Raw genomic sequence first — 21,239 nt, 5'->3', positions numbered from 1 at the left:
CAAACAGTGAAGCTGATTCGCACTGCATGGATTGTCTGGAACTGCGATCCCGCGCCGTGCTATTGCACAGCTCCTGCGCGTTGCACGTTCGGAACCTGCCCCGTCCCACCGATGCCGTCGTTGACGAACTCGTCGAACGGACGCCCGGTCAACGCCGCGACGATCCGTCGTGATGCATGGCCGTCGCCGTATGGATTCACGCGATGCGCGAAATCGTCGCGCTCGCCCGCGTCGTCGAGCAAACCCGTCACCGCGCGTACGATCGCTTCGCGCGCCGTGCCGACGAGGCGCACCGTGCCGGCCGCCACCGCTTCCGGACGCTCGGTCACGTCACGCATCACCAGCACCGGTTTGCCGAGCGCGGGGGCTTCTTCCTGCACGCCGCCGGAGTCGGTGAGAATGATCGAGGCGCGCTGCATCAGACGCACAAAACCCAGGTAGTCCAGCGGATCGATCAGATGCACGTTGCGCGCCGTGCCGAGGGCTTCCTGCACCGGGCCGCGCACATTCGGATTCAAATGCACCGGATAGACGATCTGGACCCTGTTGGTCATGGCCAGAGCCGCGAGGGCCGCGCAGATATTCGCGAAGCCCGCACCGAAGCTCTCGCGGCGATGGCCCGTGACGAGCAACACCGGCAGCGTGCCGCCGAGGAACGGCAAGCGGGCGTCGAGCTCGGCGCGCAGTGCAGCGTCGTTGTCGATGCGCGCGGTGGTGAGGTTCAGTGCGTCGATCACCGTATTGCCGGTCACGATGATCCTGCCGTGCAGCGCTTCGTGCGCGAGGTTCGCTTTCGAGCTCGCGGTCGGCGCGAACATCAGATCGCTCATGACGTCGACCACGCGGCGGTTCATTTCTTCCGGCCACGGCTGCATCAGGTTGCCGGTACGCAGGCCCGCTTCCACATGACCGATCGGAATCCGCCGATGAAACGAGGCCAGCGCCGCCACGGACGCGGTGGTCGTATCGCCGTGCACCAGCACACGATCCGGTTGAACGGTTGCGAGCACGTCGTCGAGCGACGCGATGAGGCGCGAAGCCAGACCGTTGAGCGTCTGGTTGCCGGTCATCAGGGCGAGATTGTGATGCGGCTTGATCTGGAACAGATCGAGTACCTGATCGAGCATCTGCTGATGCTGTCCTGTCACGCAGACCACCGACTCGATGCCGGCGTCAGCTTCCAGTTGTTTGACCAGCGGCGCCATTTTGATGGCTTCCGGCCGCGTGCCGAAAATCGACAGAACTCTCGTTGGCATATGTCCTCGATCTTTATTCGAATGTTTTATTGGCGGCAGGCTATGCGGAGCACACGTTAACATCGTACCCCGATATTTACCGATCTGACTTGCCCGGCGCCGATAATTACTGGCAGTTCCCGTATACGCCATGAACGATTCGACCGGATGCAATAACTGCCGGCTGGATTCAGGTGAGCGTCGTTTGAACGAGCGGCCGTTGATGGTGAATCGACGCGCATTCTAACGCGTATTTCACCTTATCTCACAATGGATTTCCCCTATGTGGCGCGCCCGCGGCGGTACGGCGCAGCCGTGAAGCGGGCTCTTTGCCGACGAAGCCAGGGGATTAAACCGGCGCAAACGTTTTCCGAATGTTTATGAAATCGTTAATTTTTAGCTAATTATTTTTAAAATCGGTGAATGTTAAATTCTAGTTAACAGCTTCTTTGCTTCATTCACTCAAGTGGAATAGCCCGTAGATTAAGGCTGCGCAAACGTTATCGGTGGATTCGACGTGACACGGGCAATATCGTGGACTACACGTTTAAATTGACTGCGTGTCTCACTTGCTGGATTGGTGTTTCGATTTCCGTAGCCAGTTCGGCAACCTGCTACTCCGCGGATACGCGGATGCCGTGCTGTTGCAGCAACGCGACAGTGACGCCGGCGGACAGATGGGTTTTGTTGTGGAGCGCGCCTCGTTCAGCACACGCTGAATTCCCCAAGATCAAGCCAATCACGAGCCGAACGAATCGGCATCGATCAATCGCTTCATAAGGGTTCCGAATTATATGAGGTGGCGGCACGACGAAGCACGTTTCCAGCACACGTTCGAAGATCATCAGCTGATTGAGTTTCAGCTCGCGGAACAGGAGCGCCCTGTTCGTCCTGCTGCTGGGCACACCTATTGCTGTATATCGCTCGCCGGCAACAACCCGTCAAAGCACGCAGTGCCCACAACGAGTAGCCGTTTTCAACTTCGATCCAGCAATCCATCGGTGGGAGGCCCCATGCTTCGATACGCTGTAATCTTCTTCATCATCGCGATCATCGCCGCGGTATTCGGCTTCGGCGGCATTGCCGCAGGCGCGACGGAAATCGCCAAGGTCCTGTTCTTCATCTTCGTGGTGATCTTCCTTGTCACCTTGCTGATGGGCGTGATGCGACGCTGACCTCCGCATCGAACAGGTAAGAAGAAACACCCGCCCCGGTGCGAGGATCAGCAGCGCGTTGCAATACTTGCCACACGGTATTGCAATAGTTGCTGCCCGCATCGGGGTTTTTATCGCCAGCGCACCCACCTCACGCCGCGCGCGCGATCCTCGTCGGCACAGTCAACCTGTGCGACCAGCTTGCGAGCGTACGCGTCGCCACAGGCGGCTTGCTCAAGATCGCGCTGTCGTAGTGCTTGCCGTCAAAACGTACGAAATCGACAATGCGAAACCCCTGCCCTCTGTAAAACGCAATCAGGTGTGCCGCCGGTTGCGGCGTATCGAGCGCGAGCTCCGCATAGCCGCGCGTCGCGGCCCAGTGGTCAGCGAAAGCGATCAACAGCGTACCGATGCCACGCGCCTGCCACACCGGCTCCACGCCGAACTGACGGAGGCTGGCAATATCGTCGCGCCGGTAGAGTTCGCACGACGACTCACGGTCAGGTGCATATAGTGTCATCGTGCCGACAATGCGTCCTTCGCAGACCGCCACGTAGCAATCGCCGCGCGTTGCGCGTGAACGAGTCGTCTCCACCGTTTGATCCACACAGGTGCAATTCAGCCCCATCGCACCGAGTCGTGTGAAAGCGCGATGCAGCAGCGCGGTCAACGCGACATACGAATCGCGCGATGGATCGAAGCGGCGCAGTTCGACACGGCCCACGCCGTGACACACGTAATCGATACGGACGGATTGCTGCGTCGTTGCACGTCGCTTCACGTTGAGCACCTCGCGCTATCAAGATGCACGAAGTGTAGATTTCGCGCGTAGGCGTCTCAAGAAAAAATGTCGTAAAAACTCACATGGGATGGGCGTGCCGACGTGCGTGCCGGCATGCTGCCGGCACAGCTTGCCCTACTAGCCCGCCGGCACCACAAGCGGCTCGCTCTCCCGCAAACCAAGATGCAATTCCTCGCACAGGAACGTCTGCAATGTCTGCACGGCGGCCGCCTGCGCACCCGAGACCGGGCGCATGAAGAGCCCGAAATCGGCGCTCGGCGCATCGGGCAATCCATCGGCCTGACCGAGCACGCGCATCGACTCAGAGCGGATATTGCCGTCGAGCAGCACCGACACACCGAGCCCCGCTTCCACGGCCGACTGCACCGCCGGCAAACTGGTGCTGGTGCACACAATGCGCCACGCAATCCCCGCGCGCCGCAGCGCCGTCAACACCTGTTGCTGCCACAGGCACGCGCCGCCGAACGCCACCACCGGCAGCACGGCGTCACCGTCACGACTAAACCCGCGCGCGCCGACCCAGAAGAGCGGCTGCGTCCACGTCAACAGCGGCACCGAGTCGACCAGCGCGGGGTCTCCCACCACCACGTCGAGGCCGCCATCCGCAAGCCGGTTCGACAAAGCCGAGCTGGTATCGACAACAATCTCCAGCGCCACCTGCGGATAAGCGACAGAAAAGCGCCGCAGCGCGCGCGGCAAGCGACCGACCGCGATGTCTTCGAGCATGCCGAGCCGCACCGTGCCGGACACCTGCCCCGCGCTGAGCGCCCGCCGCGCATCGGCGCCCGCCCCGAGGATCGTATGCGCGAACGGCAGCAGCAGATGTCCTGCTTCGGTGAGTTGTACGCCACGCGACGAGCGGTCGAGCAACCGCTGTCCCAACTCTTCTTCGAGCCGGCGCAATTGCATGCTCACCGCCGCCTGAGTGCGCGCAAGGCGGGTCGCCGCCACACCCACGGCCCCGGTTTCCGCCACGGTGACGAACGCGCGCAGGAGCGTGCTGTCGAGATCTCGGGTCATCACGTTTCTTGAAGTGGTCATAAGAAATATCAACTTATCTTAATACCGCCTGCACCGATAAGATAGCTTCCACTCCATCCAAAGAGCGGTAACGAGGCCAAGATGCAGGACACCACCATCAAATCCGCGCTGAATTCTGTGCCAACACCAGCTTCCGTGAAGCCCGTCAGTGCCGCAGCCGGGGCAGCGCTCCTGTGCGTGCTGTCGATGTCGAGCGTGCAGTTCGGCGCCGCGCTCTCCGCACCGACGATGGCTGAGTACGGCTCGCTCAGCACCACCTGGTTGCGTCTTTGCTGGGCAGCCGTCGTGCTTGCGTTGCTGGTGCGCCCGCGTTTCTTCACCTACTCGCGTTCGCATTGGCTCGCGGCCGGTGCGTTGGGCGCCGCGATGGCCGGCATGACGCTGTGCTTTTTCGCGGCGCTTCAGCGAATTCCATTGGGGCTCGCCGTCGCGATCGATTTTCTTGGGCCGCTCGCAGTAGCGACTTTCGCGGTGCGCCGCGCGCGAGCAATAGTGTGGCCGGCACTGGCGATTGCCGGCGTGCTGCTGCTCTCGCGTGATCGCGCGGGCTGGATCGGCGAACCGCTCGGCGTATTGCTAGCGTTCGGGGCCGCGCTCGGCTGGGGCAGCTATATCGTGCTCATGAAAAAGACCGGCACGGTGTTCGCCGGCCTCGAAGGATTGTCGGTGTCGCTGATCGCCGCGGCGCTGGTTGCCACGCCGTTTGGCTTCGCGCAAAGTGGCATACACATCGCCGCAGGACAGATCGCTGCAACCGCGGGCCTCGCGTTGCTGGTCCCACTGTTACCCTATGCGCTGGAGATGGTGGCGTTACGCCACATGCCAGCCTCATCATTCGGTATCCTGATGAGTGTCGAACCGGCAATCGGTGCGCTGGCTGGTTTCATGGTGCTGCATCAACCGATGGGCGCCCTACAGATCGCAGGCACGCTGCTGGTGGTTGCGGCGAGCGTGGGCGCCGTGGTGGCGACACGCTGAACCAACGCCGTTGAACCGCTGCGTGTGTGTGCATGCGCAGTGTTCAGGCGATATTTTCCGCTTCGTAAAGACGCCGACCCGCTGCGTCCTTCGCGCCGAGGATCGGCTCGATTTCGATCGGCCAGTCGATGCCGATGTCAGGATCGCTCCACAAGATGCAGCGCTCGAGTTCGGGGAACCAGTATTCGGTGGTCTTCCACAGGCATTCGGCGACGTCGGACAGCACGACGAAACCGTGTGCGAAGCCAGGCGGCACCCACACCTGCCGATGATTGGCCGCGCTCAGGTATGCGCCGGTCCACTTGCCGAACGTCGGCGAATTGAGCCGCACGTCCACGGCGACGTCGAACACCTCTCCCACCACCACGCGCACGAGCCGACCTTGCGGCCGATGCACCTGATAGTGCAAGCCGCGCAACACGCCACGCACTGCCCGCAGATGACGGTCTTGCACGAAATTGAAACCTTGCGAGACGTCGTCGGTAAACTCATCCGCGCTGAAGCTCTCGAAACAGAAGCCAAATTCGTCGCAAAACACCTCGGGCTCGATGAGTTTCACCTCCGGCAATGCTGTCGCCATTACCTTGTTGCCCATGGCCACTATGCTCGTAAGAAGCCCGCCAGCAGAAAACACGACCGCCGACGCACGCACCGGTGCACGCACGGTTACACACGCCGTTGCGCACCCCGTTGCACACGCGCCCGTCCGCTCCAAGTTGCACCCTGAGTTGCACCGTCTGCACGGCGCCTGCCCAAGCTTACGCCTCTGTCGCCACCCGGCTGCGCGCGCGATATTCGGTGGGCGACAGCGCCATACGCTTGCGGAATATCTTCGCGAGGCGATCGCCGTTGCCGGTGCCGCTGCGGCGCGCGATCTTGTCGACCGGCAATTCAGTTTCGGTCAGGAAGTTGCAGGCAATACGCAGCCTCACCTGCAGCAGATAGTCAGAAGGCGTGACCTGCATTTCATGCTTGAAGCGCCGCAGAAAATTGCGCTCGCTCATCGCCGCCACTTGCGCCGCGTCGGCAACCGACACCGGCCGATCGCAATTCGCCTCCATCCAGCGCGCGGCGGCACGGATTTTCTCGGCGACGCTGAGTGTGCCGCCCTCAGCCGGTAGTGGCACCCAGGTCGCGGCCATACCTGGCATCACGCGATCGGCGACGCTGCGCGCGAGCTCTGCGCCGAGATCGCGCTTGATGAACATCAGCGCGCTGCGTGCGCAGTCGTTACGATCGTTGGCGGCGCTGCGCACAGCATCGGCCGTGGCGCTGCCCAGATAGCGATTCACCTGCAGACCGTCATGCTCAGCGGGCCCCGCTGCTTCCAGCACGAGACGGCCCTCCCCGATCGTCTCGATCGCACGGGTTCGCGTTTGCACCGAGCGCAACCAGCCCAGCAAGCGTTCGTCGAGCGCGGCCTCATGTGCGCCGTAGCCACCTGCGATGAACAGCACGTCGAAACCGCTGCCATAACGTGTGTCGATTCGATCAGTCCAGATCCGCGCCGACGAGGAACTCGCGACGCTGCCCCCGTCCATCGACAGAAACTGCACTTCGTAAGGCGGCTCTTCGCCAGCCCGCGAGCCCGAGAGTTCGTTGGCGGTCTGGAACATCTCGACCACCGTGCCTGGCCCCAGCAGCCAGAAGCCGTCGAACAGCAGCACGCCGATTCGCCGCGCTGCACTACGCACGTTGAGCGTCGGCGTATGTAACCAGGTAATCCTCGCAGTATCCAGATGCAAGTGCGGCATGATCTTTCCCCAAGCTGTCGTACATTGTGGACCCCGCTGCCCCGTCGGCCGGACTATATGGACGAATTGAATTACGGTGGATGAAAACCACCGGCAACGCCGCTTAACGGATTATGCGTGATGTTAGCCGAATGCCGAGCTATAGTAAATTTGAAAAACAAATCCGTATTGAGAAATTCGATGTATGACGTAAAACATTATTGTGCGTTTCATATGACTGTCGGCATATGAGCCGGCATAGCGACGGTTCGGAGCGGCCTGTCGACCACCAGAAGGTCGAAGAACCTTGTACAGGGCCGCGTTCAAGCTCCAACGCCGGCGCGCCAACGCGGCACGGATCATCGGATTCGCGACGGTCATTCATCGAAATCACATACAGAAATGTTTCAAACGTGAAATCAAAACCTCGCAAATAATGAACGTTAAACCAGGCTTTTATTCGCAAATTGGGAATTTATCGACAGTGCCAATGTGGCTAACCGCACATTTATCGAGACCTTCACGATTAAGCATTTCGACACCAATTTCCTACGTGACTAAAAATGTTTCTATATTGAAACATCCGGCCTCTTTTACATATGACCAATGCGCCGGTCATTGGCCTGCACGCAAGAAAAAACATCAGACAATTGTGCGCTGCGGCGGAAATCGTGCCAGGCGGTTTCCTTAAACAAAGTTTCATCCCCTGATCGTGCTCTTTAAGACCTGGTTAAGAGAGGCAGCGCCATAATTTGCTCACCGTGAGAGCAGGAAGGAGCAAAGATATGTCGCGCCCCATGAGCATCGAAAGAGTCAACGAATACGGACAGAACGCGGTTCGCATCACCATCGAGGACCGTGCGGTACTGCTCGAAGCGGCCGATCTGGACGCCGTGATCGAGCATCTCAGTGCGCTGCGCGCTACGATGCGCCCGGAAGTGCCGAAGGAACCCGTGCGCACCCATCAGTACGTGATTGAAATCGATCCGTGCTGGCACGCCGAAAAACATCCGCTGCACGACGGCGCCGTGCTGTTTCTGCGGCATTCCGGCCTGGGGTGGGCTGGTTTTGCACTCCCCACCGAGAGCCTTGCCAGGCTGCATCACGCGTTGACACAGCAACTGGAAGCCTCGCTCGAAGTACACGGCATGCTCAATTGAAGCAGCTGGATCAGCTGGATCAACCGGCTCGAGAACGGCCACCGCTTGTTGCGTTTCGCGCAGCACTGCATTTCAGAGAGCGCATGCACCTCGCGGGGCTCCGCATCTATACTTCCGTCGCCGCCTCATAGCGGTTACTTTCATTCAGGTCTCTTTCCGAAGCGCGGCTCTGGCCGCGCTCTTTTTTTGCGCGTCGCTTAGTCTTGCTGATCGTTCACGAACGGATCGGGATGCAGGGTCGCCCGAGCAGTTCATGAACATTGCACAAAATTAAAAAAGACTTAATCCACCTAGCAGTGCCGTTTTATCTGCGATCGCCGATGATGCAGCCATCGTCCTTCTCTACTGTTCCAACATGAACCAGCTACAAGCGATGCGTGTCTTCACACGGGTGGTCGATCTCGCCAGCTTCAATCTTGCGGCGAGACAATTAGGCATGTCGGCGGCGGCGGTCACGCGCAGCGTCGGCACGCTGGAAGCGCATCTGAATATGCGTTTGCTGAACCGCACCACGCGCAGTCTTTCGCTGACCGATGTCGGCCGCGAGTATCTCGACGGCTGCCGCACGATCATCGAGAAGCTCGACGAGATGGAATCGAACCTGCTGGAGACCACGCGCGATCCGCAGGGCACGTTGCGCATCGCCACACCGATGACGTTCGCGACCGCCGGCCTGGGCACATTGCTGGCCGCGTATCGCACGCTGCATCCACGCGTGGACTTCGACGTGACGACGTTCGATACCCATATCGATCTCGTGGAAGGTGGTTTCGATGTGTGTTTCTCCGACGACCGCCGGCTCGCCAACTCCTCGCTGGTAAGTCGCACACTGACAAGCGTCGATGAAATGACGGTCGCCTCCCCCGCGTATCTGGCGCGTCACGGTGCTCCTCGCGATCCGGCGGCATTGAACCGCCATGGCTTGTTGATGGTTTCCGACGGTTCGTCGCGCGCCTGGGAGTTCGCGGACGCCGACGGCATCTATCGCGTCAACACCGGCAGCGCACTCACCGCCACCAGCAGCGCGATGGTGCGCGTGGCCGCACTTAACCATATGGGTATCGCCTTGCTGCCGCTGCCGATCATCGCCGACGATCTCGTGCAAGGCTCGCTCGTCCCCTTGCTTGAACAGTTCGAAATCAACGGCGGCCCACGCCAGGTGTCGATCCTCTACTCCGGCCGCAATTACCTGTCGATGCGTGTGCGCAGTTTCATCGACTTCGCGGTCAGCCAGTATCGTGCGCCGGACCGCCCGGTTGCCTTGCGGGCGGTGGCCTGAACCGGGCTCGCGCATCATGCCCAAAATACTGACGATCGAAGACGACGAGTTGATCGCCCACGACATCGTACGCACGCTCAGCGCGAGCGGTTTTTCCGTCGACGTGGCGCGCACCGGCCGCGAAGGCATGGCAAAGGTGATGGCGGGCGATTACGACGTCGTCACACTCGACCGCATGCTGCCCGATCTCGACGGCCTGACCATCGTGGCGACGATGCGTGGCGTCGGCATGGAAACGCCGGTGCTCGTGATGAGCGCGCTGTCCGATGTCGATCAGCGCATTCAAGGTCTGCGCGCCGGCGGGGACGACTATCTGACCAAGCCGTTCTCGCCCGAAGAAATGTTCGCGCGCGTGGAGGTGCTGTTGCGCCGTCGCCCACGTCACGCCAAAGCTGAGACGCTGCTGCGCAACGGCGCGCTGGAACTCGACCTGGTGCGCCGCAAAGTCACCTACCGGCAGCGCGAGCTCGATCTGCAACCCACCGAATTCCGCGTGCTCGAATTCATGATGCGCCACGCCGGCCAGGTGCTCACACGCACGATGATTTTCGAAGCCGTCTGGGGCTGCCGCTTCGATCCGGGCACTAACCTGATCGACGTACACGTAGGCCGTTTGCGCAAGAAAGTCGAGACGCCCGGCGAGCGTCCGTTGATTCGCACCATTCGAGGGTCAGGCTATCTGTTCGGCTGACACCGCCCCATTCGCAGGTTTTATGACGGAGCTTTAGCGCTGCATGCAGCGCTAAAGCCGTTGCAACGCGGCTTTCGACGCAATCGCGCGCACCCTCTTCGCTTCCTAAAACTAGTTTCATTTGTTTAGTCCGCGGCTGTTAGGGCCCGCTCTCCAGAATGCCGTTTACCGGGCCGCGCCATTGGTGCGAGCCCTAACCGCCACACGCCCGCGCAGATTCAATCGCGCCTCTGAACGGAGCAGCCTTCGATGTTAAAAATAGTCCGGTTAGCTTTGACCCGGCCCTACACGTTCATCGTGCTTGCGATGCTGATCCTGTTGATCGGCCCGCTTGCCGCGTTGCGCACGCCGACGGATATCTTTCCCGACATCCGCATTCCCGTGATCAGCGTGGTCTGGAACTACGCCGGCCTGCAACCGGACGACATGTCCGGACGCGTCGTCACCTACTACGAACGCACGCTCGGCACGACCGTCAACGACATCGCGCATATCGAGTCACAATCGTTTCGCGGCTATGGCATCGTCAAGATCTTCTTTCAGCCGACCGTGGATATCCGCACCGCCACCGCGCAGGTGACCTCGGTGTCGCAAACGGTGCTCAAGCAGATGCCGCCCGGCACCACGCCTCCCCAGATTCTCAACTACAACGCGTCCACGGTGCCGGTGCTGCAACTGGCGCTAACTAGCAACACACTCGACGAACAGAAACTCGCCGACTACGCGACCAACTTCATTCGCCCGCAATTGCTGAGCGTGCCTGGCGTGGCGATTCCGACCCCGTATGGCGGCAAGACCCGTGAAGTGCAGATCGATCTCGATCCGCAAGCCTTGCAGGCGAAAAAACTCTCGGCCAACGACGTCGCCACCGCGCTCGCCCAGCAGAATCAGATCATTCCGGCGGGCACGGAGAAGATCGGCCGCTTCGAATACAACATCAAGCTGAACAACAGCCCGCTCGCGCTTGACGAACTGAACGCGCTGCCGATCAAGACGGTGGACGGCGCGACGATCTATATCCGCGATGTGGCTCACGTGCGCGACGGCTATCCGCCGCAAGGCAACGTGGTGCGCGTGGACGGTCATCGCGCGGTGCTGATGAGTATTCTGAAGAACGGCTCCGCGTCGACGCTCGACATCATTTCCGGCGTCAAGGCGCAATTGCCGCGCATCGAGGCGACGCTGCCGCCCGGACTGAAGCTCGTGACAATGGGCGATCAATCGACCTTCGTGAAAGGCGCGGTGAGTGGCGTGGCGCGTGAAGGCGTGATCGCAGCCGCGCTCACTTCACTGATGATTCTGCTGTTCCTCGGCAGCTGGCGCTCGACGCTGATCATCGCGGCGTCGATTCCGCTTGCGGTGCTGGCTGCGATTGCGGGCCTGGCCGCCATGGGCGAAACGCTCAACGTGATGACGCTCGGCGGTCTCGCGCTTGCGGTGGGGATTCTGGTCGACGACGCCACCGTCACGATCGAAAACATCAACTGGCATCTCGAACAGGGCAAGGACGTACGCAGCGCGATCATGGACGGCGCCGCGCAAATCGTTGCGCCCGCCTTCGTTTCGCTGCTTTGCATCTGCATCGTGTTCGTACCGATGCTGCTGCTCGACGGCATCGCGCGTTTCCTGTTCGTGCCGATGGCCGAAGCGGTGATCTTCGCGATGATCGCGTCGTTCATCCTCTCGCGCACCTTCGTGCCGATGCTGGCGCAATACCTGTTGCGTCCGCACGCATCGGGCGGTCACGCCTCCGGCGAACTGGCCGCGGTGATGGGCACGCATGGCGGCAACTCTCATCCGGCACCGTCGCGCAATCCGCTGGTGCGCTTTCAACGCGGCTTCGAGCATCGTTTCGAGCGCGTGCGCAGCGTGTACCGGATCGTACTCGGCCTTGCGCTCACGCATCGCAAGCGTTTCGTCACGGGATTCCTGATCGTGGTCGGCGCGTCCTTCCTGCTCGCGCCATGGCTCGGCCGCAATTTCTTCCCGGATATCGACTCCGGGGCAATCTCGATCCACGTGCGCGCCCCGATCGGCACGCGGGTCGAGGATACCGCCGCGCAATTCGATCTGATCGAGAACGCGGTGCGCCGCGCGATTCCGCCTGACCAGTTGCGCAGTATCGTCGACAACATCGGCCTGCCCAATAGCGGCATCAACCTGACCTATAACAACAGCGGCACGATCGGACCGCAGGACGGCGACATTCTGATCTCGCTGAACGAAAATCACGAACCCACCGCGGGATTCGTGCGCACACTGCGCGAAACGCTGCCGCGCCAGTTCCCGGGAACGGCCTTCGCGTTCCTGCCGGCCGATATCGTCAGTCAGATTCTGAATTTCGGTGCTCCCGCGCCAATCGATCTGCAGGTGGCGGGGCCGAACCAGGCGGCCAATCATCGCTATGCCAGCGAAGTGATGCGGCGCATGCGCATGATTCCCGGCATTGCCGATACGCGTATCCAGCAGGCGTCGACGTATCCGCAGTTCACCGTGTCGGTGGACCGCTCGCGTGCCGATCAACTCGGCATCACCGAACAGGACGTGACCAATTCCGTGGTGGCGAGCCTTTCCGGCACGAGCCAGGTTTCGCCGACGTATTGGCTGAATCCGAAGAACGGCGTATCGTATCCGATCGTCGCGCAAACCCCGCAATACCGCATGACGTCCCTGTCGAATCTGAGCAACCTACCCGTAACCGGCAAGAGCGGCCAGGCGCAGATTCTCGGCGGCATTGCGACCATTGCGCGCGGCGTCGGCAATGCGGTGGTGTCGCACTACAACATCGAGCCGCTCTACGACGTGTTCGCGACCACTCAAGGTCAGGATCTCGGCGCCGTCGCAGCGAAGATTCAGGACATCGTCCATGCAACCGCCAAGGACGTGCCGAAGGGCTCGATCGTCACGCTGCGCGGCCAGGTACAGACGATGAACAGCGCGTTCCTCGGTTTGTCGCTAGGTCTGGTCGGCGCGATTCTGCTGATCTATCTGCTGATCGTCGTGAACTTCCATTCGTGGAGCGACGCATTCGTGATCGTCACGGCGTTGCCCGCGGCGTTGGCCGGCATCGTATGGATGCTGTTCACCACGCATACACCGCTCTCGGTGCCCGCGCTGACCGGTGCGATTCTCTGCATGGGCGTTGCGACCGCCAACAGCATTCTGGTGGTGAGCTTCGCCCGCGAGCGGCTGGCGGTGACCGGCAATGCGCTGGTCGCGGCGATGGAAGCCGGCTTCACGCGCTTTCGCCCGGTGTTGATGACGGCGCTCGCGATGATCATCGGCATGGCGCCGATGGCGCTCGGCCTCGGCGATGGTGGCGAGCAGAACGCACCGCTCGGCCGCGCCGTGATCGGCGGCCTGATTTGCGCGACGTTCGCCACACTGCTGTTCGTGCCGGTCGTGTTCAGCCTCGTGCATCGGCGCAATGCCGCGGGTCACGGTCCATCGCACGGCCCGTCGCAAAACTCATCCAACGATCCCTCGCACGATCACTCATCATCCGAACCCGGAGTCCATCATGTCCACTGAGATCGAGATCAATTCGCCGAAGCGGTTGCGTCATCTGAAGCTAGTCGGCATCGTCGCGCTGCTGGCGGCAGCGGGCATCGTGACGAGCGGCATTGCCAGCCGCGTGCATGCGAAGCAGGAACTCACCACCTGGTCAGCCCAGCAAGCCGTGCCGACGGTGGTTGCGTACACACCCAAACACGACCTCGACGCGCAGGCGCTGGTGTTGCCCGGGCGACTGTCCGCCTTCGTCAACGCGCCGATCTACGCGCGCGTGTCCGGGTATCTGCATGCGTGGTACGCCGATATCGGCACGCACGTCAAAGCCGGCCAGTTGCTCGGGGTGATCGATACGCCCGACCTCGATCAGCAATTGCAGCAGGCTCGCGCCGATTTGCAGAATTCGGTGGCCAACGAGAAACTCGCCGCCTCCACGGCAACGCGCTGGACCAAGATGCTGCAACAGGACTCAGTTTCACAGCAGGATGCCGACGAAAAGACCAGCGATCTCGTTGCCAAGCAGGCGACGGTAGCGGCGGCAGAAGCCAATGTACGGCGTCTCGAAGCACTCGAATCGTTCAAGCGCATCACCGCCCCATTCGACGGCATCGTCACCGCACGCACCACCGATATCGGCGCGCTCATCAATGCGGGCGGCGGCAATGGACCCGAACTGTTTTCCGTGTCGGACGCACGTCAATTGCGCGTCTATGTGAGCGTGCCGCAGGACGAAGCCGCCGCCATCAAACCCGGCATGACCGCCACGCTCACCGTGCCCGAACGCCCCGGCGTGAAGTTCAATGCCAAACTCGTCGACACCGACGATGCGATCACGCCCTCCTCCGGCACGTTGCTGGTGCAACTCGCGGTCGACAATCAAAACGGCCTGCTGATTCCCGGCGAATACACCGAGGTGCATTTCGCCCTGCCGACCAACTCGCATGCCTTGTCGATTCCGGCCAGCTCGCTCATCTTCCGGCAGAACGGTTTGCAGGTCGCCGTGGTCGGCAACGACAACCGTGCGGTGCTCAAATCGGTGTTGATCGCCACCGATCTCGGCACGCACGTCGAGATCGCCTCAGGTCTCAATCCAACCGACCGCGTAATCGACAATCCGCCCGACTCGCTCGCCTCGGGCGATGCAGTGCGGCTCGAGGGCAATCCGGCCGGTACGACGGACACCTCGCTAGCCGCGCGTCGGCCGGCGGAGAGCGCTCATGGCTAAGCGCCGCATCTGCATCGCGTTGACAGCCGCGGCGCTGATGAGCGGCTGCTCATTCGCGCCGACCTATCAGGCGCCGGCCACCAGCATCCCAACGACCTTCAAGGAAGGTGGCGCGTGGCAGCTCGCCCGACCCGCCGACCGCGTGCCGCGCGACGCGTGGTGGACTGCGTATCGCGATCCAGTACTCGACCGTCTCGAAGTTCAGGTGGCCGCCGCCAATCCGGACGTGGCCGCGGCGATGGCGCGCCACGACGAAGCCACCGCCTATCTGTCGCAAGCCCGCTCGGGCTTGTTTCCGACCATCGGCGCAGAAGCGTCGGGCGAACGCCAAAGGCAATCGGACAACCGCCCGCTGCGTGGCGTGGGTCAGCCCGCGGTGTATGGCACGAATACGGTCGACGTCGGCATCGGCTATGACCTCGACCTATGGGGCAAGATCCGCAATGAGGTGTCGGCAGGGCGCTCGGCGCTGCAGGCGAGCGAGGCCGATCTCGAGTCAGTACGCTTGAGCTTGCAGGCGAATCTGGCAAGCGCGTACTTCAATCTGCGCGGGCTGGACGAACAACAGCAATTGCTCAACGACACGATCGACACCTACCAGCACGCGCTCAAGCTTACGTTAAGCCGTCACGCGGGTGGCATTGCATCCGACCTCGACGTCTCGCGTGCGCAGACGCAACTCGACACCGCGCGCGCTTCCGCCGACGACATCACCGCGCGCCGCGCGCTGTACGAGCACGCGATCGCCAGCCTGACCGGCGCGCCCGCATCGACATTCACCCTTGCGCCGGCAATCGAAACGGCATACCTGCCGTCGATTCCAACCGGCGTGCCCGCGGCGCTGCTTCAACGGCGCCCCGACATCGCGGCGGCCGAACGGCGCGTTGCCGAGGCCAATGCGCAAATCGGCGTGGCCAAGGCCGCATTCTTCCCGGACATTTCGCTCGGACTCGACGGTGGCTATCAGAGCGACACGCTTTCTCCCTGGCTGATGGCGCCGAACGAAATCTGGTCGGTCGGACCGAGCCTCGTGCTCACGCTATTCGACGGCGGCCGCCGTGAAGCGATCACGCAACAGGCGCGCGCCAAGCTCGCCGAGAACGGTGCGAAGTACAAGGCCGCCGTGCTGCTCGCCTTCCAGCAGGTCGAAGACAACCTGGCCCAGTTGCATCATCTCGGCGACGAAGCCACGCAGCAGAACGAGGCGCTGGTCGCCGCGCAACGCACGCTGACGCTTTCGATGTCGCGCTATCGTGACGGCGTGGTCAGCTATCTGGATGTCGTGACCGCGCAAACCACCGAACTCACTACCCAGATCGACGCATTGAACCTCAATACGCGGCGTCTGCTGGCCTCAGTGGGGTTGATTGAGGCCTTGGGCGGTGGTTGGTCGGCGGACCGCGCTACGGACTCGCCTGCCGTTCAGGTGGCGAACGCGCAAGCGGCGCATCCAAAGGTGCTCGCGTCTGCTGATTGAAACTGCGGGTTGAATCTGTCAGTTGAATCCAACGATGCCGTAAAAAACGTCGCCGGTTCTTCAACGGCGACGTTTGCCTTTCAAACACGCTTACGATGCCTTGCAATGCGGTGTACGGCGATCAGAACTTATGCCGCATCCCCACTGCCACAACCGCCTGCCGATCGCTCGACGAAGCCGCCAGCGAATAGATCGACGCATTGCCGAGCACCGCAATACCGTCCGCCCCCGACACATGTTGATAGACGCCTTCCAGATACAGATCGGTTCGGCGTGACAATGCGTAGTCCACCTGCAGCATGAACTGATTCCACTTCGGTGCGACGCTCCTGCCGTCGTCGCTGAAATGTCCGTCTGTGAACGTGTACGAGCCGCCCAGCGAGAATGCCGGGGTAATTGCATAGCGCGCGTTCAGTTCGTAGTTATTGAAGGTCAGCATATCGCCGTTGAGCGTGGAGTACGCGCCGCCCTGCGTGATCTGATGCGGATCGTCGAGCATGGTCCGCGTGAAGACGAGACCGACGGTCGCCGCACCGAACGTATAGCGCCCCGCCGCGCCCAAGATGCGCTGGCGTGCGCCGGTGAAGGTCGCGTCGCCATCGCTGCTACTGACCGCGCCGCCGGTATTGGCGGGTTGATTGACGCCGCCCGGCTGGTTCACCTGCAGATACGCGAGCGCCAGATTGAACGGACCGTCTGCCCATTGCGCACCGAGGCTATAGGCGTTGTTATTGCTGAAGCCACCGGCCGCATTGCTGAACGCGTAAGCGCCACCGACCGTGAAGCCGCCATAAGTCGCGCTGCGGAATTTCAGCGCGTTGTTCATGCGCAGATCGTTGTTGAGATTGTCGTTATCGAACGGATGGTCGGCAATATTGCCGCCGAAGCCCGAGCCCGTCACCGAAAGCGGCGCGACGAAATCGACCAGGAAGTCGTATTGCCGGCCCATGGTCACGGTGCCCCACTGTTTGCTCGCAATGCCGACCCATGCCTGCCGGCCGAATTCATCGCCGCCATTGGAGAATTTTCCGCCGTCGATATTAAAGCCGTTCTCCAGATCGAAGACCGCGCTCAGGCCGCCGCCCAGGTCCTCGTTACCGCGCAGGCCCCAGCGGTCGGTACTGATATTGCCGCTTTCCATCATCCAGTTGCTTTTCCCGCCTGAAGCCGTTTTCTGATTGCTGACGTAGTCGATGCCGGTATCGAGTGTGCCGTAGAGCGTGACGCTGCTTTGTGCGTGCGCCGCCGCGCTGAAGGTGCCGGCCAGCGCGACGAGTGTGGTTGCCAATGCCTTGTTCATGTTTGATTCCGGGTAAGAGAAGGCCCCGATCCGCGCATTGACGGACCGATCCCGCACACCGTGCGGGTAGCCGCAATGTAGATTTTCGTAGTGACATACCCGTGATCAAAACCGGTCGTTTCATGAAACGTTTTTTATGTTCATGACATGCACCGGACAAGCCCATGAATCATCGGATTGCCAGCGCGCCAGCGGATAAATATCTTTTCATGCGTACACCACCGATCCGCTAACGCCAGGTAACTATCCTTCTCATCAACCGATCCACGAATGCATTGAGGTTCGCGCATCGGTTCCATCCAATTTTATTTGTGAGGATTACGAACATGAAATCTATGACGCTCGCCATCGCTTTCATCGGCGCAACCGCAACGGCCTCCGCTTTCGCTCAATCGACCACGACGCCTTCGCAGGCGCAACAGAACGCCGCGCCGGCCATGCAGGTAGCGGCGACCAGCACCGCCGCGGTCAACGCGGCTGGGTCGTGGGTGCCGCCCTACGGTCAGGCGACTGGAGAGAAGACGCGTGCGCAGGTGTATCAGGAACTGGTGCATGCGGAGAAGGACGGACAGCTCGCCTATCTGAACTCGACGCTTTACGCACACTGAGATCTATCACTAAACGCAACACGCTGCATTTCTCGCCCTGACATCAATGACTCTTCGCACCGCGATCAAACGAACTGCCACGTTTGCCGTTGCCGCTGCCGCAGCCGGACTACTGTTATCCGGATGCGCGACAACGTCGCCCTCCACCAGCGCCGACAACTGTGTCGGCCCACCGAGTTACTGCAATATCTATTTTGGTTCGTGAACAAAAAAGAGCGCGCTACCCCTTCGGGCAGCGCGCTCTTTGACCTGATGCCGATGCTTTAGAACGAGTGTCGAATGCCCACGCGTCCGACCACCTGCTTGCCGTCAGACGACGGATCGAAGCCGGCGATCTGCGCAACGGCACCGCCACTGGCTTTCTGTAGCGCGGCGAGAGCATAGACCGCAGTGCGCTTCGACAGTTCGTACTCTGCGCTCAGGTTGAGCTGCTGATACTTAGGTTCCTGATTGGTCGCGTGATCGCGGCCATCCGTGTAGGTGTAGCCTGCGGCGAGATTCAGCTGACTGGTTGCCGCGAAGGTACCGGCAATTTCGTAGTTCTGGAATTTGACGTCCTGTCCCGCATCGCCCTGCTGGAAATTCACGTTCGTGAAGTTGCCCATCACCTTGAACTTGCCGATCTGATATGACGCACCCGCGGCAAAGATGCCTTGACTGCGGGCATTGGCCAGATAGTTGCCGTACACCGCATTGGTAAAGCCCGAGCCGTTCTGATAGCTCTGGATTGCCTGTTCCGGATCATTGACGCGCAGATAGCCCGCCCCCATCGAGAACTGTCCGTTCGTGTACGACGCTGCCGCGCTATAGGCGGAGTTATTCGAGAACTGCCCGGCCTGCCCGCCGAACGAATAAAGGGCTTCGCCGGTAAAGCCCCCGATGGTGGGGCTCGTGTACTTCACCGAATTGCTGATGGCGAAGCCGTTATCGAGGTTATCCATGTCATTGGGGTGGGAGAAATACCAGCCGCCATAGCTATCGTTGAGCGAGAACGGCTCGATGAGATCGACGATCGGATCCCACTGCCGCCCGAGCGTGACCGTACCGGCCGTCTGACTGGCGAGACCAACATACGCATTACGGGAAAAAGCCAGACCACTCCCCAAGCTACCGTTAGTCGAATTGAAGCCGCTTTCCAGGTCGAACACGGCAGAGAGCCCGGCACCGAGATCTTCCTTGCCTCTGAGGCCCCAGCGGCTACCCGCACTGACGCCGCTGGCCATTTGATAGAGATGGTTGCCGTTCACATTACTGGCGAAGTCGATACCCGTATCGAGCAGCCCATAGAGCGTGACGCTGCTTTGCGCATGTGCGGTGGAAACGACGCCGATACATAGCAGTGCCCCGACCAAGTGGGTCAGCTTCATCTTCTGATTCATGAATCACCTTTTATTTAATTAAGGATGCCTGATAGCCGTGGAGACTTCGATACTGTGTGACCACCGGACGAATATATCGAGATCAGAAATCACCGCATCTGCAATACAGACTTTCAGTTTTTCCGTTGGGTTTTCATGAGCGGATCGTTGACTCGATTCGCAGAAGGGAGGTTGTTGTCTGTTTGCCTACGGCGTTGGGGTTTGCTTGAACTGTTCGCCTGTGCGGCGCTTGTTTGTCAGTGTTCTTATGGTTTTGGCCTTTCCTTGTTTTGTTAGTGGTCTATTAGCGTTGCCCCTGTGCGGGGCGGCACCTACTTTTCTTTGCTTGCCGCAAAGAAAAGTAGGCAAAAGAAAGCGGCTCAAACCGCTCATGCTAAGTGGGCACCGTGGTCTGCTGCGGGTAGTGGTGCATCTGGAATCCGTGTTCTCGCACATTCCGCGTTAGTGACAAAGGATTCATCAGCTCCCACTCCGCACTGCGTGCGTCGCGGACGGGTCTGCGTGGGAAACCACGGGCTTCGTTTTTACGCAGCGGGAGCCGTCGGCTTCGCCTCGGCGAGGCGCCCCTGCACTCACCCCGGAAACCCGGTGGCGAGATGCGAGCATCAAAACTAGCGGGTGGTTTTAAGAAGTACGCTTCGGCGCGCGCAGCGCCGCCGGAAGTATGACGCCCTTGTCACTGGCGTAAGCAAGGGCACGAACACTGATTCCAGATGCACCACTACCCCAAGCAAACCACGGTGCCCACTTAGTATTAGCGGTTTGAGCTGCTTTCTCTTGCTTACTTCTCTTTGCAGCCGGCAAAGAGAAGTAAGTGCCGCCCCGCACAGGGGCAACGCTAATAGACCACTAACAATGCAAGGAAAGGCACCAAAGCCAGATCAAGGAAAGCCCAAAGCCCCAAGAACACAGAAAAAACCGCCAAGCAGGCAAACAAATCAGGAAGACAAAACAGAAACCTGATACCCAAACCGGCTAACGGTTTCAATCCGAACCTCCGGCACATCATCCGAAAGCTTGCGTCGCAGCCGGGACACGACAAGATTGACACTGGAAGGATCGACATCCTCCTTCTCAGGCCAGGCATAGCGGATCAGCTGATCCCTGGCCACAGGCGCATTAACCTGCCTCAGCAAACACTCAAGCAGAAGAAACTCCCGCCGTGTCACGCCAACCCGCCGGGCGCCGCAAACGAGCTCCCGGGTAGCGGCATCCAAAGATGGCCCACCCATGGCGGGCAAAACAGACGCGGCAGCAGAAGCAAAACCACCAACCCCTCCCCGAGCACCCCCAACCCGCTGCAAAGCGGCCATCCGCTCATGCATTTCAATAAACGAATAGGGCTGGCAAAAGCAAGCATCCGCGCCGGCGCGCAGAATCTTCGTGCGATCCTGCGCGGTAGCCGCACCGAGTACAGCAACAATCGCCGCTCCACTCCCAGCAGTGGCAAACTCCCCAATGAACCCTTGCAAGGCAAAATAAGACCCCACCTCGAGCACCATCAAAACAATCGCATCGAACGGCTCCTGCGAGGCAAGAAAAACGCCATCCCGCAGATCATCGGCCCGTTGCAGACTATGGGCGCTCTCCTGCAGCGCCTTGAACAGCCACGCAGCTTCCGGATGAGAAGGTCCAACGAACAGGACGCGCATTCACCACCCTGCCGG

Annotated in this window: 17 protein-coding genes; 9 read left to right on the top strand and 8 right to left on the bottom strand. The window is 60.8% G+C overall.

All coding sequences use genetic code 11. From position 1 onward, the window contains the following. Positions 1–59: 59 nt before the first annotated feature. Positions 60–1,256, bottom strand: a complete 1,197-nt coding sequence (wecB, locus tag PQQ86_RS05960) for a non-hydrolyzing UDP-N-acetylglucosamine 2-epimerase (protein ID WP_408265330.1) — start codon at positions 1,254–1,256, stop codon at positions 60–62. A 992-nt stretch (positions 1,257–2,248) separates the two neighbouring features. Between wecB and PQQ86_RS05955 the strand changes: the two genes are divergently transcribed. Continuing rightward, positions 2,249–2,410 carry a DUF1328 domain-containing protein gene (locus PQQ86_RS05955; protein ID WP_035551387.1) on the top strand — a complete coding sequence of 54 codons (162 nt, stop codon included), beginning with the start codon at positions 2,249–2,251 and terminating at the stop codon, positions 2,408–2,410. Positions 2,411–2,540: 130 nt separating this feature from the next. Here the strand turns inward: PQQ86_RS05955 and PQQ86_RS05950 are convergent, their stop codons facing one another. After that, positions 2,541–3,170, bottom strand: coding sequence for a GNAT family N-acetyltransferase (locus PQQ86_RS05950; protein WP_408265329.1), 630 nt, complete (start codon positions 3,168–3,170; stop codon positions 2,541–2,543). A 138-nt stretch (positions 3,171–3,308) separates the two neighbouring features. Beyond that, positions 3,309–4,232, bottom strand: coding sequence for a LysR substrate-binding domain-containing protein (locus PQQ86_RS05945; RefSeq protein ID WP_408265328.1), 924 nt, complete (start codon positions 4,230–4,232; stop codon positions 3,309–3,311). Positions 4,233–4,313: 81 nt separating this feature from the next. Between PQQ86_RS05945 and PQQ86_RS05940 the strand changes: the two genes are divergently transcribed. Next, positions 4,314–5,210 (top strand): EamA family transporter, encoded by an 897-nt coding sequence (locus PQQ86_RS05940; protein WP_408265326.1) that lies wholly within the window; start codon positions 4,314–4,316, stop codon positions 5,208–5,210. 43 nt (positions 5,211–5,253) lie between these two features. On the opposite strand, the gene rfbC is transcribed toward PQQ86_RS05940, so the two are convergent. Then, positions 5,254–5,805 carry a dTDP-4-dehydrorhamnose 3,5-epimerase gene (gene rfbC, locus PQQ86_RS05935; RefSeq protein ID WP_408265325.1) on the bottom strand — a complete coding sequence of 184 codons (552 nt, stop codon included), beginning with the start codon at positions 5,803–5,805 and terminating at the stop codon, positions 5,254–5,256. A gap of 163 nt (positions 5,806–5,968) precedes the next feature. Further along, positions 5,969–6,964, bottom strand: coding sequence for a GlxA family transcriptional regulator (locus PQQ86_RS05930; protein ID WP_408265324.1), 996 nt, complete (start codon positions 6,962–6,964; stop codon positions 5,969–5,971). A gap of 764 nt (positions 6,965–7,728) precedes the next feature. On the opposite strand from PQQ86_RS05930, the gene PQQ86_RS05925 reads away from it, so the two are divergent. From PQQ86_RS05925 to PQQ86_RS05900, 6 genes are all read left to right on the top strand, one after another. Continuing rightward, positions 7,729–8,103, top strand: coding sequence for a hypothetical protein (locus PQQ86_RS05925; RefSeq protein ID WP_408265323.1), 375 nt, complete (start codon positions 7,729–7,731; stop codon positions 8,101–8,103). 355 nt (positions 8,104–8,458) lie between these two features. After that, positions 8,459–9,382 (top strand): LysR family transcriptional regulator, encoded by a 924-nt coding sequence (locus PQQ86_RS05920; RefSeq protein ID WP_408265322.1) that lies wholly within the window; start codon positions 8,459–8,461, stop codon positions 9,380–9,382. Between the two features lie 16 nt (positions 9,383–9,398). Further along, complete coding sequence (locus PQQ86_RS05915; protein WP_408265321.1) at positions 9,399–10,073, top strand: response regulator transcription factor; 675 nt, start codon at positions 9,399–9,401, stop codon at positions 10,071–10,073. A 249-nt stretch (positions 10,074–10,322) separates the two neighbouring features. Further along, positions 10,323–13,604, top strand: coding sequence for an efflux RND transporter permease subunit (locus PQQ86_RS05910; RefSeq protein ID WP_408265320.1), 3,282 nt, complete (start codon positions 10,323–10,325; stop codon positions 13,602–13,604). Further along, positions 13,594–14,808 carry an efflux RND transporter periplasmic adaptor subunit gene (locus PQQ86_RS05905; RefSeq protein ID WP_408265319.1) on the top strand — a complete coding sequence of 405 codons (1,215 nt, stop codon included), beginning with the start codon at positions 13,594–13,596 and terminating at the stop codon, positions 14,806–14,808. Before PQQ86_RS05910 ends, PQQ86_RS05905 begins: the two co-directional genes overlap by 11 nt. Beyond that, complete coding sequence (locus tag PQQ86_RS05900; protein ID WP_408265318.1) at positions 14,801–16,285, top strand: efflux transporter outer membrane subunit; 1,485 nt, start codon at positions 14,801–14,803, stop codon at positions 16,283–16,285. The genes PQQ86_RS05905 and PQQ86_RS05900 overlap by 8 nt, the downstream gene beginning before the upstream one ends. 121 nt (positions 16,286–16,406) lie before the next feature. Here the strand turns inward: PQQ86_RS05900 and PQQ86_RS05895 are convergent, their stop codons facing one another. Then, a complete protein-coding gene (locus tag PQQ86_RS05895) occupies positions 16,407–17,585 on the bottom strand; it encodes a porin (RefSeq protein ID WP_408265317.1) in 1,179 nt (392 codons plus the stop codon). 326 nt (positions 17,586–17,911) lie between these two features. Between PQQ86_RS05895 and PQQ86_RS05890 the strand changes: the two genes are divergently transcribed. After that, entirely contained in the window at positions 17,912–18,193 is a 282-nt protein-coding gene (locus tag PQQ86_RS05890) for a DUF4148 domain-containing protein (RefSeq protein ID WP_408265316.1), read from the top strand. A 263-nt stretch (positions 18,194–18,456) separates the two neighbouring features. On the opposite strand, the gene PQQ86_RS05885 is transcribed toward PQQ86_RS05890, so the two are convergent. Both PQQ86_RS05885 and PQQ86_RS05880 read right to left on the bottom strand, forming a co-directional pair. Beyond that, positions 18,457–19,560 (bottom strand): porin, encoded by a 1,104-nt coding sequence (locus PQQ86_RS05885; RefSeq protein ID WP_408265315.1) that lies wholly within the window; start codon positions 19,558–19,560, stop codon positions 18,457–18,459. A gap of 950 nt (positions 19,561–20,510) precedes the next feature. Continuing rightward, positions 20,511–21,224, bottom strand: coding sequence for a winged helix-turn-helix transcriptional regulator (locus tag PQQ86_RS05880; protein ID WP_408265314.1), 714 nt, complete (start codon positions 21,222–21,224; stop codon positions 20,511–20,513). Positions 21,225–21,239: the final 15 nt, after the last annotated feature.

This window comes from Paraburkholderia sediminicola (assembly GCF_046026675.1).
GTDB lineage: Bacteria > Pseudomonadota > Gammaproteobacteria > Burkholderiales > Burkholderiaceae > Paraburkholderia > Paraburkholderia sediminicola_F.
This window is presented reverse-complemented; position numbering and strand designations above follow the sequence as displayed.

Coding starts and splice junctions, on each gene's coding strand:
- PQQ86_RS05915 (WP_408265321.1), top strand. CDS start 9,399: ATGCCCAAAATACTGACGATCGAAGACGACGAGTTGATCGCCCACGAC.
- PQQ86_RS05910 (WP_408265320.1), top strand. CDS start 10,323: ATGTTAAAAATAGTCCGGTTAGCTTTGACCCGGCCCTACACGTTCATC.
- PQQ86_RS05905 (WP_408265319.1), top strand. CDS start 13,594: ATGTCCACTGAGATCGAGATCAATTCGCCGAAGCGGTTGCGTCATCTG.
- wecB (WP_408265330.1), bottom strand. CDS start 1,256: ATGCCAACGAGAGTTCTGTCGATTTTCGGCACGCGGCCGGAAGCCATC.
- PQQ86_RS05940 (WP_408265326.1), top strand. CDS start 4,314: ATGCAGGACACCACCATCAAATCCGCGCTGAATTCTGTGCCAACACCA.
- PQQ86_RS05920 (WP_408265322.1), top strand. CDS start 8,459: ATGAACCAGCTACAAGCGATGCGTGTCTTCACACGGGTGGTCGATCTC.
- rfbC (WP_408265325.1), bottom strand. CDS start 5,805: ATGGGCAACAAGGTAATGGCGACAGCATTGCCGGAGGTGAAACTCATC.
- PQQ86_RS05925 (WP_408265323.1), top strand. CDS start 7,729: ATGTCGCGCCCCATGAGCATCGAAAGAGTCAACGAATACGGACAGAAC.
- PQQ86_RS05890 (WP_408265316.1), top strand. CDS start 17,912: ATGAAATCTATGACGCTCGCCATCGCTTTCATCGGCGCAACCGCAACG.
- PQQ86_RS05900 (WP_408265318.1), top strand. CDS start 14,801: ATGGCTAAGCGCCGCATCTGCATCGCGTTGACAGCCGCGGCGCTGATG.
- PQQ86_RS05880 (WP_408265314.1), bottom strand. CDS start 21,224: ATGCGCGTCCTGTTCGTTGGACCTTCTCATCCGGAAGCTGCGTGGCTG.
- PQQ86_RS05955 (WP_035551387.1), top strand. CDS start 2,249: ATGCTTCGATACGCTGTAATCTTCTTCATCATCGCGATCATCGCCGCG.
- PQQ86_RS05885 (WP_408265315.1), bottom strand. CDS start 19,560: ATGAAGCTGACCCACTTGGTCGGGGCACTGCTATGTATCGGCGTCGTT.
- PQQ86_RS05930 (WP_408265324.1), bottom strand. CDS start 6,964: ATGCCGCACTTGCATCTGGATACTGCGAGGATTACCTGGTTACATACG.
- PQQ86_RS05895 (WP_408265317.1), bottom strand. CDS start 17,585: ATGAACAAGGCATTGGCAACCACACTCGTCGCGCTGGCCGGCACCTTC.
- PQQ86_RS05945 (WP_408265328.1), bottom strand. CDS start 4,232: ATGACCACTTCAAGAAACGTGATGACCCGAGATCTCGACAGCACGCTC.